This window comes from Kitasatospora sp. NPDC097605 (assembly GCF_040302725.1).
GTDB lineage: Bacteria > Actinomycetota > Actinomycetes > Streptomycetales > Streptomycetaceae > Kitasatospora.
This window is the reverse complement of sequence record NZ_JBEOSF010000045.1, coordinates 1-14,908: the sequence shown is the minus strand read 5'-3', so window position 1 is coordinate 14,908 and position 14,908 is coordinate 1. Positions and strand designations below refer to the sequence as shown.

Here is a 14,908-nt window from a genome sequence, read left to right as displayed (position 1 = left end):
GCACGGGGCGCCCCAAGCCGCCGAGCCGGAAGAACACCGTGACCGCCACTGAGCACAGCCAGGAACTCATCAACGTCGCCGCCCAGGCGGCGGCCGACAAGCTGGCCCACAACATCGTCGCGTTCGACGTCAGCGAGGTGCTGTCGATCACCGACGCCTTCCTGATCGCCTCCGCGAGCAACGACCGCCAGGTCCGCTCGATCGCCGAGGAGATCGAGGACCAGCTGCGCGAGAAGCTGGACATCAAGCCGGTGCGCCGGGAGGGCGAGCGCGAGGGCCGCTGGATCCTGCTCGACTACCTCGACATCGTCGTGCACGTCCAGCACTCCGAGGAGCGTTCCTTCTACTCGCTGGACCGCCTCTGGAAGGACTGCCCCGAGCTGGCGCTGCCGGAGGACGCGCTGGCCTCCCGCAACCGCCCCGACGCCCACACCGACGCGGCCGGCAACGCCGTCGCCCCGGCCGAGAAGGCCCCGGCGGACGACTTCGGCGCCGAGGACTACAGCTGAGCCGGGACGCGCGGGGTCCGCGCATCGTCTTCTGGCGGCACGGCCAGACCTCCTGGAACCTCGAATCCCGCTTCCAGGGCACCACGGACATCGAGCTGACCGGGCAGGGCGTGCTGCAGGCGCAGCGGGCCGCCCGGCTGCTCTCCGGCCTGCGCCCGGACCTGCTGATCTCCTCCGACCTCCAGCGGGCCCGGCGCACCGCCGCGGAGCTGGCCACGGTCACCGGCCTGGACGTCGAGCACCACGAGGGCCTGCGCGAGACCTACGCGGGCTCCTGGCAGGGGCTGACCAACGCGGAGATCCGCGAGCGCCACCCCGAGGAGTTCGAGGCCTGGACCCGGGGCGAGCCGGTGCGGCGCGGCGGCGGTGAGCTCGCGACCGAGGTCGCCGACCGGGCCGTGCCGGTGGTGCTCGACGCGGCCGGCAAGCTGCCCGACAACGGCACCCTGGTCGTGGTCAGCCACGGCGGCACCATCCGCACCATGCTCGGGCGGATGCTCGGCCTGGAGCCGGTGCTGTGGGAGTGCTTCGGCGGCCTGTCGAACTGCTGCTGGTCCGTACTGGGCCGCGGCGCGCGGGGCTGGCGGCTGCTGGAGCACAACGCGGGCACCCTGCCGCAGCCGGTCATCGGCGACGACACCTGAGGTTCCCCGGCAGGGGTGCGGAGGGGGCCCCGGGGGGCGGATTTCGCAGTTCCGGGCCTTTGCGGTTAGAGTCTTCCTCGTTCGCACGGAGGGAACGCGGCCCGGAAGGGAAGCGGGAGATCCGGTCAGCGAGGGGCTGTAGCTCAGTTGGTAGAGCGCTTGCATGGCATGCAAGAGGTCCGGGGTTCAATTCCCCGTAGCTCCACTCCGCACCCGGGGTCCGCAGGGATCACGTGTGTCGCGGGGCTGTAGCTCAGTTGGTAGAGCGCTTGCATGGCATGCAAGAGGTCCGGGGTTCAATTCCCCGTAGCTCCACAGACGAGGAAGGCCGTCACCCGGTGGGTGGCGGCCTTCCGGCGTTCCGGGCGCTGTCCGTTGCCTTTCCTCTGCCTTCCCCTGCCTCTCCCCTCGCCGGATGTTCCCCGCTCAGCCGGTCGGCCCGGTGCGGGTGTGGCCGCACGGGGCGGTCCAGCCGCCCGGAGCCAGTGCGGCCAGCCGCTCCACCCGCGCGCGGTCCTGCGGCGAGTCCGGGGTGTAGACGGCGACGTAGGCCTCCGGCACCCCGGGGATCGTCAGGTACGTCGCGTTCAGCCGCATCACGCCCACCAGCGGGTGCCGGAACACCTTCAGCGACGTCGCCCGCGAGGACACCTCCTGGCGGGCCCACAGCTCCCGGAACTCCGCGCTCGCCGCCAGCAGCGAGCGCACGTACTCCTCCCACGCCGGCTCGCCGACGTGCCGGCCGTACGCGCCGCGCAGCACCGCGACCATCTGCGGCAGCTGCTCGTCCCGGTTCAGGAAGGGATTGCAGCAGTCCGGGCTGGTCACCGTGCACCAGAGACTGTTGAACCAGCCGTCGGCCGTCCGCGTCCGGCTCGCGGCGAACAGCGCCTCGTAGCTGGAGTTCCACGCCAGCACGTCGTACCGGCTGTTGGAGACGGCGGCCGGCAGCGGCACCAGGGCGTCCAGGATCAGCTGGGTCGACGGGTCCAGCACCGGCTCCGGGTGCGCCGGGCGCCGCACCGCCACCTCGGCCAGCCGGAACAGGTGCTCGCGCTCGGCGGCGTCCAGCAGCAGGACCCGGGCCACCGCGGTCAGCACCTGCTCGCTGGCGTTGATCCGGCGCCCCTGTTCGAGCCACGTGTACCAGGTGACCCCGACCCCGGCGAGCTGCGCCACCTCCTCGCGGCGCAGGCCGGGCGTACGGCGGCGCAGGCCGGGCGGCAGGCCGACGTCCTCGGGGGAGACCCGGGCGCGGCGGGCGCGCAGGTACTCGGCCAGCTCGGTGCGGCGCCGGTCGCGCCGGCCGGCCCCGGCTCGGTCCGAGGGGGTCCGGGCGGGGGCGGGCCCGACGGTGCCGGGGGTGTCCGCGACGGTCATACCCGCCATCGTGCCGCAGCCCGGCGGGGCGTGACAGGTGCTGCCGGTACCAGGATCGGCAGGCTCTAACCACTGGTACCGGGCCGTCGCGACGCTCGACGCATGACCGATCTCCAGACCCGGCGCGGTCCGGCCCGGGCCGCCTCGCCGGCCGCCCCCGCCGCCGGGCCCGGCGCGGCGTCCGTCGCCCGGCCCGGACCGCTCCTCGCCCTCGTCCTCAGCGGCCAGTTCATGGCCGTGCTCGACACCGCCATCGTCAACGTCGCGGTGCCGACCGTCCGCACCGACCTGCACGCCTCCGGCGCCGCCCTCCAGTTCGTGGTGGCCGGCTACACCATCAGCTACGCCGTGCTGCTCGTCACCGGAGCACGGCTCGGCGCCCGCTACGGCTACAGCCGGGTCTTCCAGAGCGGTCTGGCCGCCTTCACCGCCGCCTCGCTGGCCTGCGGGCTCGCCCCCGCCACCGGCTGGCTGATCGCCTTCCGGCTGCTCCAGGGCGCCGGGGCGGCCCTGATGGTGCCCCAGGTGATGAGCCTCATCCAGCGGACCTTCACCGGCCGGGACCGCGTCCGCGCCCTGGGCCTGTACTCCGCCGTCCTCGCCGGCGGCATCGCGGCCGGGCAGGTGCTCGGCGGGGTGCTGGTCAGCGCCGACCTGTTCGGCTCGGGCTGGCGCCCGGTGTTCCTGGTCAACCTGCCGATCGGCGTGGCGCTGCTGGCGGCCGGCGCCCGGCTGCTGCCCCGGCTGCCCGGGGACCGCGACCGCGGCTTCGACCTGCCCGGCCTGCTGGTGCTCGCCGCCGCCCTCGGGCTGCTCGTCGTCCCGCTGGTGCTCGGCCACGAACTCGGCTGGCCCGGCTGGGGCTGGGCGATGCTCGGCGCGAGCGCCCTGCTGTTCGCCCTGTTCGCGGTCGTCGAACGGCGGCTCGCGCGGCGCGGCGGACAGCCGCTGATCAGCGGACGGGTCCTCGGCGCGGCCGGGCTGCTGCCCGCCGTCGGCGCGGTCTTCATGATCCTGCTGGCCTTCGCCGGCTTCATGTTCTCCTTCGCCCTGCACCAGCAGTCCGGGCTCGGGTACAGCGCCCTGCGGGCCGGCCTCTGCTCCGCCCCGATCGCGGCCGGCTTCGGCGTCGCCAGCCTGTACTGGCAGCGGCTGCCCCGGCGCCTGCACGGCCTCCTGCCGCCGCTCGGCACCGGGCTGCTCGCCGTCGGCTACCTGCTGCTCGGCCTGCTGCTGCGCGACGGCTCCGGGCTCGGTGCCGCGCCGCTGCTGCTCTCCGCGGTCCTCGGGCTGCTGGCCGGCTGCGCCTACGCGCCGCTGTTCGGCCGGGCGCTCGCCCGGGTGGCCCCCGCCGACGCGGCGGACGCCAGCGGGTTCGTGGTGACGGCGGTCCAGCTCGGCCAGGTCGTCGGCATCGCGCTGCTCGGCTCGGTGTTCCTCGGCGCGGCCGACCTGCCCGCGCCGGCCGGGGACTCCGGGCACGCGCTGCTGCTCACCACGGCGGTCATCGGCGGGGCCGTCGCGCTCGGCGCCGGCTTCGCCGCCCGGGCGGTGGCGTCCGGACGGACGGAGGCGACGTCCGGACGGACGGAGGAGCGGACGGAGGCGCCCGCGGTGGAACGGCCGGGGGCGCCGGCGGTGGAGCGGGTGGAGGCGTCCGCGGAGGGGCGTCGGGCGGGCGGGTAGGAGGCCGCCCGGGGAACGGATTCGTGGAGCACCCCCAGGACCGTGTAAAGTAGTCGATGTCGCCGAGGGAAACGGAACGAACCCCCGGTGACATCGCAGGTCAAGGGGCTGTAGCTCAGTTGGTAGAGCGCTTGCATGGCATGCAAGAGGTCCGGGGTTCAATTCCCCGTAGCTCCACAGGAAACGAAGGCCGCCTCCCGAACGGGAGGCGGCCTTCGGCGTTCACGGCATTTCCGCGGGCTCCCGGCGGCGGCCCCCGGCGGACCGCTACCGTCGGAGCCATGGCGGATCTGGAGCGCAGACGCAACGAGGAACTCGCCCGGATACTCCACCAGCTCGGCTGGAGCCCGGAGCGGCTCGCCCGCGAGGTCAACGAGACCGTCCCGGCCCGGCTCGCGATCAGCTCCACCGCCCCCTACAAGTGGCGCGACCGGGGCATGGTCCCGCGCAGCCCGCACGACCAGGCCGTCTGCGAGGTGCTCAGCCGCACCCTCGGCATCGCCGTCACCTACGAACAGCTCTGGGGCGCGATGGGCGGCCACCGCGGCGCCAAGATCCTCTCCCCGCGCCTGCTGACCGACCCGTGGACCGCCGACACCGCGCAGACCGCGCTGCGCGAGACCGCCGCCGACGCCGGCCCCGTCCGCCTCACCGACCTCTTCCGGGGCGCCGACCTCGCCGAGGCCGCCCGCCGGCTGGCCACCCCGCCGCCCGCCCTCGGCGGCGACGGCGCGCTGCGCGTCGACCCCGCGGTCATCGGCGAACTCGCCGCCGCCCACCGCGGCAAACAGCGGCTGGAACGATCCTGCGGCGGCGGGCTCGTCCTCGGCCCCGTCCGCGCCGAGCTCGCCATGGTCGCCAAACTGCTGGAACTCGGCCGCTACGACGAACCGCTCGGCCGGGCCCTCTACGGCGCCGCCGGCCGGCTCGCCGCGCTCGCCGCCTGGGCCGCCTTCGACCTCGGCCACGACGCCACCGCGCAGCGGGCGTTCGCGGCCGCGCTGCGCGCCGCCCACCTGGGCGGCGAACGGCGGGACGGGGTGGCGGTGCTCGGCGGCCTGGTGGTGCTGGCCACCTGGAGCGCCGGCGGACGCGGACTGGACGTGGTCACCGTGCTCGCGCAAGCGGTCGCGGCCGCCGGGGACGGGCTCGCCCCGGCCGAGCGGGCGCTGCAACTCGGCCGGATCGCCCGCGCCCACGGGCGGCGCGGCGACGCGGCCGGCCTCGCCGGGACGGCCGCGCGGGCGTTCGCGGAGCTGGACGCCACCGGCGACGGCGCCCCGGCGGAGGAGCGGGCGGACCTCGCGGGCATGGTGGGGGAGGGGTACCTGTTCCTGGGCGAGCACGACCGGGCGCAGGCGCTGCTGACCGAGGCGGTGGCGGGCCTGGGGCCCGCCCGGGCCCGGTCCCGGGCGCTGCTCATGGTCCGGCTGGCCGACTCGCAGCGGCTGGCGGGCGACGACGCCGAGGCCGCGCGCACCGCGGACCGGGCCCGGGCGCTGGCGGCGGGGATGCAGTCGGAGCGGGTGGCGCGGGCACTGCGCGGGATCGACGCGGCGTTCCGTGCGGCGGTATCCCCGGGAGGCCGCTGACCCCCTTGCGGTACCCTGAGCCCATGCGAACCGCGCGCCTGCTCCTTAGTCGGCCGCGCTGACCAGGACCGGCCACGCCCGAGGGCGGAGCCGGAGTCGGCGTGGCACCCCCTCCTGCGAGGGGCTTTTTTGTTTTCCGCCCGGGCCCGCCGCCCGGCGTCCGTCCGGGCCCCGGCCCGGGCACCCGTCCCGCCGCCGGCCCGGAGCGCCGGTTCGCCAACTGACATCGATGGAGCTTGAAGGACCATGAGCGAGACGACCCCTGCGTCCGGTGCGGCCGACACCGCGACCGCGCCGTTCCGGTACAGCGCCGCCCTGGCGGCGGAGATCGAGTCCCGCTGGCAGGACATCTGGGAGAAGGAGGGGACGTTCCACGCCCCCAACCCGGCCGGCGACCTGGCCGACCCGGCCGCCGCGGACGTCGCCGCGAAGCCGCACAGCTTCATCATGGACATGTTCCCGTACCCGTCGGGCGCCGGCCTGCACGTCGGCCACCCGCTGGGCTACATCGCCACCGACGTCTTCGCCCGCTACCAGCGGATGAACGGCTACAACGTCCTGCACACCCTGGGCTACGACTCCTTCGGCCTGCCCGCCGAGCAGTACGCCGTGCAGACCGGCACCCACCCGCGGGTCTCCACCGAGGCCAACATCGCCAACATGCGCCAGCAGCTGCGCCGGCTGGGCCTGGGCCACGACCCGCGCCGCTCGATCGCCACGATCGACCCCGAGTACTACCGCTGGACGCAGTGGATCTTCCTGCAGATCTTCAACTCCTGGTACGACGAGCAGGCCGCCAAGGCCCGTCCGATCGCCGAGCTGGTCGCCGAGTTCGAGAACGGCACCCGTGAGGTCCCCGGCGGCCGCGCCTGGTCCGGGCTGAGCGGTACCGAGCGCGACGAGGTGCTGGGCGAGTACCGGCTGGCCTACGCCAAGGAGGTGCCGGTCAACTGGTGCCCCGGTCTGGGCACCGTGCTGTCCAACGAGGAGGTCACCGCCGACGGCCGCTCCGAGCGCGGCAACTTCCCCGTCTTCAAGTCCAACCTGCGCCAGTGGATGATGCGGATCACCGCCTACTCCGACCGGCTGATCGCGGACCTGGACCTGCTGGACTGGCCCGAGGCCATCAAGCTGCAGCAGCGCAACTGGATCGGCCGCTCCGAGGGCGCCCGCGTCGACTTCGCCGTCGGCGAGCGCGACATCACCGTCTTCACCACCCGCCCCGACACCCTGTTCGGCGCGACCTACATGGTGCTGGCCCCCGAGCACGACCTGGTCGACGCGATCGTGCCCGCCGCCTGGCCCGAGGGCACCCGTGAGGCGTGGACCGGCGGCGCCGCCACCCCCGCCGAGGCCGTCGCCGCCTACCGCGCCGCCGCGGCCGCCAAGTCCGACGTCGAGCGGCAGGTCGAGGCCAAGGTCAAGACCGGCGTCTTCACCGGCGCTCACGCCGTCAACCCGGTCAGCGGCGAGCCCGTCCCGGTCTTCATCGCCGACTACGTGCTGATGGGCTACGGCACCGGCGCCATCATGGCCGTCCCCGCCCACGACCACCGCGACTTCGCCTTCGCGCGCGCCTTCGACCTGCCGATGCGCTGCGTCGTCGAGCCCACCGACGGGCGCGGCGAGGACCCGGCCGCCTGGGACGACGCGTTCGACACCTACGACTCCGTCATCGTCAACTCGGCCCACGACGAGGGCACCGAGAACGGCATCGCGCTGAACGGCCTGAGCGTCGTCGACGCCAAGGCCGCCGTCACCGCCTGGCTGACCGCGCGCGGCATCGGCGAAGGCACCGTCAACTTCCGCCTGCGCGACTGGCTGTTCAGCCGCCAGCGGTACTGGGGCGAGCCCTTCCCGATCGTCTACGACGAGGACGGCGTCATGCACGCGCTGCCCGAGTCGATGCTGCCCGTCGAGGTCCCGCAGGTCGACGACTACTCGCCGCACACCTACGACCCCTACGACTCCACCTCCACGCCGAAGACCCCGCTGTCGCGCGCCGAGGACTGGGTCACCGTCGAGCTGGACCTGGGCGACGGGCCGAAGACGTACCGCCGCGAGACCAACACCATGCCCAACTGGGCCGGCTCCTGCTGGTACGAGCTGCGCTACATCGACCCGTCCGACCGCGAGCAGGTCGTCGACCCGGCCAACGAGCGGTACTGGCTGGGCCCCACCGAGCAGAAGCCCGGCGGCGGCGCCGACCTGTACGTCGGCGGCGCCGAGCACGCCGTGCTGCACCTGCTGTACGCCCGCTTCTGGCACAAGGTGCTGCACGACCTGGGCCACGTCTCGTCCGTCGAGCCGTTCCACAAGCTGTTCAACCAGGGCATGATCACCGCCGACGTCTACCGCGACGAGCGCGGCTTCCCGGTGCCCGCCGCCGAGGTCGAGGAGCGCGGCGGCCAGTACTTCTGGCAGGGCGAGCCGGTCAAGCGCGAGGCCGGCAAGATGGGCAAGTCCCTGAAGAACGCCGTCGCCCCCGACGAGATCGCCGACGAGTACGGCGCCGACACGCTGCGCCTGTACGAGATGTCGATGGGCCCGCTGGACGTCTCCCGCCCGTGGGACACCCGCGCCGTCGTCGGCTCGTACCGCTTCCTGCAGCGGCTGTGGCGCAACATCGTCGACGAGGCGACCGGCGAGCTGGTCGTGACGGACGAGGAGCCGGACGAGGCGACGCTGCGCGCCCTGCACAAGGCCGTCGACGGCGTCCGCGGCGACATGGCCGGGCTGCGCTTCAACACGGCCGTCGCCAAGGCGATCGAGCTGAACAACTACCTGGTCAAGCGCGGTTCCACGCCGCGGTCGGTGGCCGAGCAGGTGGTGCTGATGGTCGCCCCGCTGGCGCCGCACATCGCGGAGGAGCTGTGGCGGCGGCTGGGCCACGGCGAGACGCTGGCGTACGCCGACTATCCGGTGGCCGACCCGGCGTACGTCGTCGACGAGACGGTGACCTGCGTGGTGCAGGTCAAGGGCAAGGTCAAGGCCCGGCTGGAGGTCGCGCCGTCGATCTCGGACGCCGAGCTGGAGGCGCTGGCGCTGGCCGACCCGGCGGTCGTCGCGGCGATCGGCGGGGCCGAGGTGCGCAAGGTGATCGCGCGGGCGCCGAAGCTGGTCAACATCGTCACCGGCTGAGGCCGCTGCCGGACGGCGGGGCGGGTGTTCCTTCGGGGGCGCCCGCCCCGCGGTGCGTCGGGGGCGCCTTCCGGGGGTTCGGGGGCCGGGGGTTCGGTGGGGCTCGGGGTCCGGGGGATACGGTTCGGCGGGCTCGGGGTTCACCCCGAGTCGTCCCTGAGCCGCCCCTGAAGTCCGGCCCGGCGCCCCCGATCGGCGGTCCGCCGGGCGGGTACCGGGGATACCGTGGAACCCTCGGTGGGCCGGCCCGCGTTGGGCCCGGTGGGGCCGGTTCGGCGGCGGAAGGCGGCGTGTGATGGAGATCCTCGGGGTGTTGCTCGTACTCGCCCTGCTGTTCGGGCTCGGCGTGGCGGTGCTCGTCGTCGTCGGCCTGGTCAAGGCCGCCCGGGCGGTCGGCGAGAAGATGGAACGCCAGGAGGCCAAGGCCCGTCGGGCGGTCGAGAACGTCACGCTCAAGGCCAAGACCTACACCCAGACCGGCCCGCAGGGGCAGATCTCCGCCGTCCGCCTGCGCCTGCGGACCGCGCTCGACGGGACCCGGCAGGTCCTGCAGGGCGGCGTCGCCCAGGACGGCCAGCTCGGCGAGTCGCTCGCGCTGCTGGCCCGGCTGGACGCGCACGCGGCGGAGCTGGACAGCGAGCTGCGGATGCTGGAGCGCGAGCCGGACGCCGGGCGCGTCGCGGCGAAGCTGCCGGAGCTGCGCGAGCGGGCCGAGCGGATCACCCACTCGGCGGAGGCCATGCGCTGGGCGGCGCAGGACCGGATGCACCGGTTCGCGGAGGAGGAGCTGAGCCGGCTGAGCCGGGAGTGCGAGGACGAGGCGGGGGCGCTGCGGCACTGGGACGTCGCTTCGGGGGGCGCGGGTGGTTCCGGTGCTTCGGGGGCTGCTGGTGCTTCCGGTGTTTCGGGTGTTTCCGGTGTTTCCGGTGCTTCCCGGGCGGCGGGCGCGTCGGGTGCGGCGCGCGAGGCGGGTGGGGCCGGCGGGGCCCGGCCCGGGCTCACGGACGGCCGCGGCGGCCGGCCCAGCGCCGAGGAGCTGCTCGGCCTCGCCGACCCGGTGGCCAAGCTGGCGCAGCGGCTGCGCAAGCCGTCCACCGGCCCCTCGGCCGGTTGATCCCGGTCCGGATGCTGCCGTCCGGCCCGGGCGGGGAGTAACCTCCGCCTCATGCCCGCCGACCTCGCACTCGTCACCGATTCCACGGCCTACCTGCCCCAGCAAGCCGTCGACCGGCACGGGATCACCGTGGTCCCGCTGAGCGTCGCGGTCGGCGACGAGGTGCGGGCCGAGGGCGTCGAGATCTCCCCGAAGGACGTCGCCGAGGCCCTGCGCGGCAAGCACCGGGTCACCACCTCCCGGCCCAGCCCGGAGTCCTTCGCCGCCGCCTACCGGGCGGCCGCCGAGGGCGGGGCGCGGGGCGTCGTCTCGGTGCACATCTCCGGCGAGCTGTCCGGGACGGCGGAGGCCGCCCGGCTGGCGGCCGCCGAGTCTCCCGTCCCGGTGCGGGTGGTGGACAGCCGGCTGGTCGGGATGGCCCTCGGGTACGGGGTGCTGGCGGCGGCCGAGGCGATCGCGGCCGGCCGGGACCTCGACGAGGCGGCGGCGGCCGTCGCGCGGCGGACCGCCGCGACCAGCGGTTTCTTCTACGTCGACACCCTGGAGTACCTGCGGCGGGGCGGCCGGATCGGCGCCGCGCGGGCGCTGCTCGGCTCGGCGCTCGCGGTCAAGCCGCTGCTGCACCTGGACGGGGGGCGGATCGAGCCGCTGGAGAAGGTGCGCACGGCGTCCCGGGCGATCGCCCGGCTGGAGGAGATCGCGGTCGAGCGGGCGGGGGAGCGGGAGGTCGACATCGCCGTCCACCACCTGGCGGCGGAGGACCGGGCCGAGCCGCTCGCCGAACGGCTGCGGGGGCGGGTGCCGGGGCTGCGCGACCTCTACGTGGGCGAGGTGGGGGCGGTGATCGGCGCGCACGTCGGGCCGGGGCTGCTCGCGGTGGTGGTCTCGCCCCGGTGACGGGGTGACGGGAGTGGCGGGGATGCGCGGTACGGGACCGTCCGGCCGGCGGGCCGTCAACAACTGACGCTTCCTCTCCCTCCTGCGGGTGACCTTTCTCATCCACAACCCCGGGGTTTTCCACAGGCGTTCGGTAATTTCCGCGCGCTGCTCGGGCGGTTCCTACCGTGCTCCGCATGACGAGCATGCGCATCGGCGCGCGCAAGCGCCACGAGATCCAGCGGGTCAACGAGACCGCGAGCCTGCGGATGGCGGCCCTGCTGCCCGAGTCCGGTGAACCGCCGGACACCGAACCCTCGGTGTACGAGGCACCGGCGGCCGGTGGCGGTGTGCCGCCGCCCGGGGCCGGGGCGCCCGGCGGGGCCGGGCCCGATGGCGTCGTGTCCGACCGCGCCGGGCCCGACCGTGTCCCGAACCCGTGGACGGGCCACGCGCTGGCGCTCGACCGGCGGGCGGTGGTCGGCCTGCTCGTCCTCCTCCTGCTCACCGTCGGCTACGGCGTCCAACACTTCTGGCTGGCCCGGCCGCAGTCGGTCGAGGTCCCGGCCGTCGCCGTCGCCTCGGTCCCGTCGGCCGCCACCCCGGGCCCGGGCCTGCCCGAGGGCGCGGTGGGCGGCACGACGGGGAACGACACCGGCGGCGCGGCGCCGGGCGCCGTCGTGGTGGTCGACATCGGCGGCCGGGTCGGCTCCCCGGGAGTGCACACCCTGCCCGGCGGCTCCCGGGTCGCGGACGCCCTGCGGGTGGCCGGCGGGCCGCTGCCCGGGACGGACACCAGGAACCTCAACCTGGCCCGCTTCCTGGCCGACGGCGAGCAGATCGTCGTCGGCGAGCCCGGTCCCCAGCCGGCCGCCGGGGCGGGCATCGGGCCGCCGCCCGCGGCGTCGAAACAGCCGGTCAGCCTCAACCACGCCACCCTCGAACAGCTCGACACCCTCCCCGGCGTCGGGCCGACCCTCGCCCAGCGCATCATCGCCTTCCGCGCCTCCCACGGCGGCGCGTTCCGCTCGCTCGACCAACTCCGGCAGGTGAGCGGAATCGGCGAGCGCACCTACACGGAACTCCGGCCGCTGCTCACCCTCTGACGGCCCGCCACCCCCATCCTCGTCCCGCCACCCACCCACCCATCACCCACCCATCGCCCACCGGCCGCCCCGCGCCCTGCCCGAAAGGAGGTGCCACCATCGCCACCGCCGCTCCCACCACCGGCGCCGTCGCCCCCGCCGCGCCGGGCCCGAACGACCTCCGCCTGCTGCCGCCCGCCGTCGCGGCCTGGGCGGTCACGGCCGCCGTCCTCGGCCTGGGGCCCGGGCACGCCGCCGTCCTCGCGGTGGCGGCGGGCACGGCCGCGCTCCTCGGGCTGGTCCTCCTCGCCTTCCGGGCGGGTCCGGCCGCAGGACCGGTCCGCCGCCGGCCCGCCACGGTGACCCTCGCGGCCGTGCTGCTCACCGCGGCCGCCGCCACGACGGCCACCCTCCTGCACACCGCGGACCTGCACCGCGGACCGCTGCCCGAACTGGCCCGCGCCGCCACCCCGGCGGCGGAGGTCGGCGTCGACCTCACCCTCACCGCGGACCCGCGCGTGCGGGTCTCCCGGGGAGGCTCCGGGGCCGGCCAGAACCTGCTCACCGTGGAGGCGCTGGTGGACCGGGTCACCGTTCCCGACGGCATCCTCCCGGGCGAGCCGGGCCCGCGCACCGTCCGCACCCGCACACCGGTCACCGTCCTGGTCCGCGGCGAGGACACCGGCGCGTGGGAGCGGCTGCTGCCCTCGACCCGGCTCGCCGCCGAGGTGACGGTCCGCCCGGCGGACGAGCGCACGGGCGAGTCGGCGGCACTGCTGATCGCGCACGGCGAACCGCGACAGCTCGCGCCGCCGAGCCTGCCGCAGCGGATCGCCGGGCGGCTCAGGGCCGGACTGCGGGAGGCCACCGACGGTCTGCCGGCGGACGAGCGCGGGCTGCTGCCCGGTCTCGTCGTGGGCGACACCTCGCGGCTGCCGGACGACCTCTGGGAGGCGTTCCGGGACACCGACCTGGCCCATCTGGTCGCGGTCAGCGGGGCCAACCTCGCGATCGTACTGGGCGTGCTGCTCGGCGCCCCGGGGCGGGCCGGCACCGCCGAACGGCGCGGACTCGCCGCCCTGCTCGGGATCCCGCTGCGCACCACGGCGCTGCTCGGCGCCGCCGTCACGCTGGCCTTCGTGACGATCTGCCGCCCGGAGCCGAGCGTGCTCCGAGCGGCGGGGACGGGGCTGATCGGGCTGCTGGCGCTGGCCACCGGGCGTCCGCGCCAGGCGGTGCCGGCGCTGGCGGGCACAGCCCTGCTGCTGGTCCTCCTCGACCCCTACCTGGCGCGCTCCTTCGGCTTCCTGCTGTCGGTGCTCGCCACGGTCGGCCTGCTGGTCCTCGGCCCGCGCTGGGCGGACGGCCTGCGGGCGCGGGGCTGGCCGCACCACCTGGCGGGTGCCGTCGGGGCGACGGCGGCGGCCCAGGCACTCTGCGCGCCGGTGACGGTGGTGCTGTTCGGGCACGTCAGCCTCCTCGGGATCCCGTGCAACCTGCTGGCCGAACTGGCGGTGGCTCCGGCGACCCTGCTGGGCTTCGCGGTCCTGGCGCTCGACCCGCTCTCGCCCGCGCTGGCCAGGCTGCTCGCCGAGCCCGCCGGGGTACCGGCCGGCTGGCTGGCCGCGGTCGCCCGGCACGGCGCGGAGCTTCCGGGTGGCCGGCTGTCCTGGCCGGGCGGGTGGTTCGGCACGGTGAGCCTCGCCGTCGGCACGGCCGCGCTCTGCTGCACGGTGCCCGCGCTGATGCCCCGGCGCGCCGTCGGCCCGGCCGGTGCGAGGCGGCCGCTGGGCCGGCTGCGCCTGGTGGCGGTGGGCGTCCTGCTGCTGGTCCTGCTCGCGGTGCTGCTGCGGCCGCCGGTGCTGGCCCGGATCGCGACCGGCTGGCCGCCGCCGGACTGGCGGCTGGTCATGTGCGATGTGGGGCAGGGCGACATGCTGGTGATGCCGGTGGTGTCGGAGGGCGGCGGGCCGCCCGACAGCGCGGTGGTGGTGGACGCCGGCCCGGATCCGCAGGCGGCCGATCGCTGTCTGCGCGACCTGGGGATCACCCGGGTGCCGCTCTTCCTGGCGACGCACTTCCACGCCGATCACGTCGAGGGGCTGCCGGGCGTACTGCGCGGCCGGCGGGTCGCGGCGGTGCAGGGGACGGCGGTGAACGATCCGCCGGGCGAGGCCGCCCGGGTCGCGGGATGGGCGGCGCGGGCCGGGGTCGCGCTGACCAGGGCCGGCCCCGGCGAGCGCCGGTCGGCCGGGGCCGACGTCTCGTGGGAGGTGCTGTGGCCGGACGGAGAGGAGCCGACGGCGGTGTCGGGTGCGAACAACGCGAGTGTCGCGCTGCTGGTGACCCTGGCGGGCGGTGTGCGGATGGCCCTGCTGGGTGATCTGGAGCCGCCGGCGCAGGAGGCCCTGTTGAGCCGGCTGAGGACGGCCGGGAAGGAGAGCAAGGTGGACGTGTTGAAGGTGGCGCACCACGGTTCGGCCTACCAGGACTGGGAGCTGACGGCGGCGCTGAGCCCCCGGCTGGCGCTGATCTCCTGCGGTGCGGACAACCCGTACGGCCACCCGTCACCGCGCACGGTGGACCGGCTGCGGGCACTGGGCGCCACGGTGCTGCGCACGGACCGGATGGGCGACATCGCGGTGACGGGCGGCAGCCCGGCCCGCCTAGGCGCTGCCGTACACCCGCACGGCGAGCGCCCCGGCCACGGCCCCCACAGGCCCCGGGCCACCCATGAGGTCCCGCGCGCCACCGCGGCCTCGGAGCCGATGCCCAGTGCCTGGCTCGCGGTGGGGCCCCGCCGCGGCCCCCGCCCCCCCCCCCCCGCGAGGCCCCCCACCCACCCAACCCAAAACCGCGGGGCAGTCGGCGGGGGGCCGAA

General features: G+C 75.5%; 10 protein-coding genes and 3 tRNA genes. 12 read left to right on the top strand and 1 reads right to left on the bottom strand.

All coding sequences use genetic code 11. From position 1 onward, the window contains the following. Positions 1 to 38 precede the first annotated feature (38 nt). The 4 genes from rsfS to ABTX81_RS33830 all read left to right on the top strand — a co-directional run bounded on the left by rsfS (position 39) and on the right by ABTX81_RS33830 (position 1,468). Complete coding sequence (gene rsfS / locus ABTX81_RS33845; RefSeq protein ID WP_350553670.1) at positions 39 to 509, top strand: ribosome silencing factor; 471 nt, start codon at positions 39 to 41, stop codon at positions 507 to 509. Beyond that, positions 506 to 1,153 carry a histidine phosphatase family protein gene (locus ABTX81_RS33840; protein WP_350553750.1) on the top strand — a complete coding sequence of 216 codons (648 nt, stop codon included), beginning with the start codon at positions 506 to 508 and terminating at the stop codon, positions 1,151 to 1,153. The genes rsfS and ABTX81_RS33840 overlap by 4 nt, the downstream gene beginning before the upstream one ends. A 132-nt stretch (positions 1,154 to 1,285) precedes the next feature. Beyond that, a tRNA-Ala gene (locus tag ABTX81_RS33835) sits at positions 1,286 to 1,358 on the top strand. A 37-nt stretch (positions 1,359 to 1,395) separates the two neighbouring features. Beyond that, positions 1,396 to 1,468, top strand: a tRNA-Ala gene (locus ABTX81_RS33830). 111 nt (positions 1,469 to 1,579) lie between these two features. Here ABTX81_RS33830 and ABTX81_RS33825 read toward each other — a convergent pair. After that, positions 1,580 to 2,533, bottom strand: a complete 954-nt coding sequence (locus ABTX81_RS33825; protein WP_350553668.1) for a helix-turn-helix transcriptional regulator — start codon at positions 2,531 to 2,533, stop codon at positions 1,580 to 1,582. A gap of 102 nt (positions 2,534 to 2,635) precedes the next feature. Between ABTX81_RS33825 and ABTX81_RS33820 the strand changes: the two genes are divergently transcribed. The 8 genes from ABTX81_RS33820 to ABTX81_RS33785 all read left to right on the top strand — a co-directional run. Continuing rightward, positions 2,636 to 4,219 carry an MFS transporter gene (locus ABTX81_RS33820; RefSeq protein ID WP_350553666.1) on the top strand — a complete coding sequence of 528 codons (1,584 nt, stop codon included), beginning with the start codon at positions 2,636 to 2,638 and terminating at the stop codon, positions 4,217 to 4,219. A 104-nt stretch (positions 4,220 to 4,323) separates the two neighbouring features. Further along, positions 4,324 to 4,396, top strand: a tRNA-Ala gene (locus ABTX81_RS33815). Between the two features lie 104 nt (positions 4,397 to 4,500). Then, positions 4,501 to 5,811 carry an NsdA family TPR-like regulatory protein gene (locus ABTX81_RS33810; protein ID WP_350553664.1) on the top strand — a complete coding sequence of 437 codons (1,311 nt, stop codon included), beginning with the start codon at positions 4,501 to 4,503 and terminating at the stop codon, positions 5,809 to 5,811. Positions 5,812 to 6,057: 246 nt separating this feature from the next. Then, positions 6,058 to 8,952 (top strand): leucine--tRNA ligase, encoded by a 2,895-nt coding sequence (gene leuS / locus ABTX81_RS33805; RefSeq protein WP_350553662.1) that lies wholly within the window; start codon positions 6,058 to 6,060, stop codon positions 8,950 to 8,952. 295 nt (positions 8,953 to 9,247) lie between these two features. Continuing rightward, a complete protein-coding gene (locus ABTX81_RS33800) occupies positions 9,248 to 10,066 on the top strand; it encodes a hypothetical protein (RefSeq protein WP_350553660.1) in 819 nt (272 codons plus the stop codon). Between the two features lie 51 nt (positions 10,067 to 10,117). Then, complete coding sequence (locus ABTX81_RS33795; protein WP_350553658.1) at positions 10,118 to 10,963, top strand: DegV family protein; 846 nt, start codon at positions 10,118 to 10,120, stop codon at positions 10,961 to 10,963. A 176-nt stretch (positions 10,964 to 11,139) separates the two neighbouring features. Then, complete coding sequence (locus tag ABTX81_RS33790; RefSeq protein WP_350553656.1) at positions 11,140 to 12,048, top strand: ComEA family DNA-binding protein; 909 nt, start codon at positions 11,140 to 11,142, stop codon at positions 12,046 to 12,048. Positions 12,049 to 12,293: 245 nt separating this feature from the next. Beyond that, positions 12,294 to 14,908 (top strand): ComEC/Rec2 family competence protein (locus tag ABTX81_RS33785; RefSeq protein ID WP_350553654.1); only part of this gene is annotated, 2,615 nt, incomplete at its 3' end.

Bases quoted from the DNA above. Each gene is read 5' to 3' on its own strand.
- ABTX81_RS33825 (WP_350553668.1), bottom strand. From the start codon at position 2,533: ATGACCGTCGCGGACACCCCCGGCACCGTCGGGCCCGCCCCCGCCCGG.
- ABTX81_RS33820 (WP_350553666.1), top strand. From the start codon at position 2,636: ATGACCGATCTCCAGACCCGGCGCGGTCCGGCCCGGGCCGCCTCGCCG.
- ABTX81_RS33810 (WP_350553664.1), top strand. From the start codon at position 4,501: ATGGCGGATCTGGAGCGCAGACGCAACGAGGAACTCGCCCGGATACTC.
- leuS (WP_350553662.1), top strand. From the start codon at position 6,058: ATGAGCGAGACGACCCCTGCGTCCGGTGCGGCCGACACCGCGACCGCG.
- ABTX81_RS33800 (WP_350553660.1), top strand. From the start codon at position 9,248: ATGGAGATCCTCGGGGTGTTGCTCGTACTCGCCCTGCTGTTCGGGCTC.
- ABTX81_RS33795 (WP_350553658.1), top strand. From the start codon at position 10,118: ATGCCCGCCGACCTCGCACTCGTCACCGATTCCACGGCCTACCTGCCC.
- ABTX81_RS33790 (WP_350553656.1), top strand. From the start codon at position 11,140: ATGACGAGCATGCGCATCGGCGCGCGCAAGCGCCACGAGATCCAGCGG.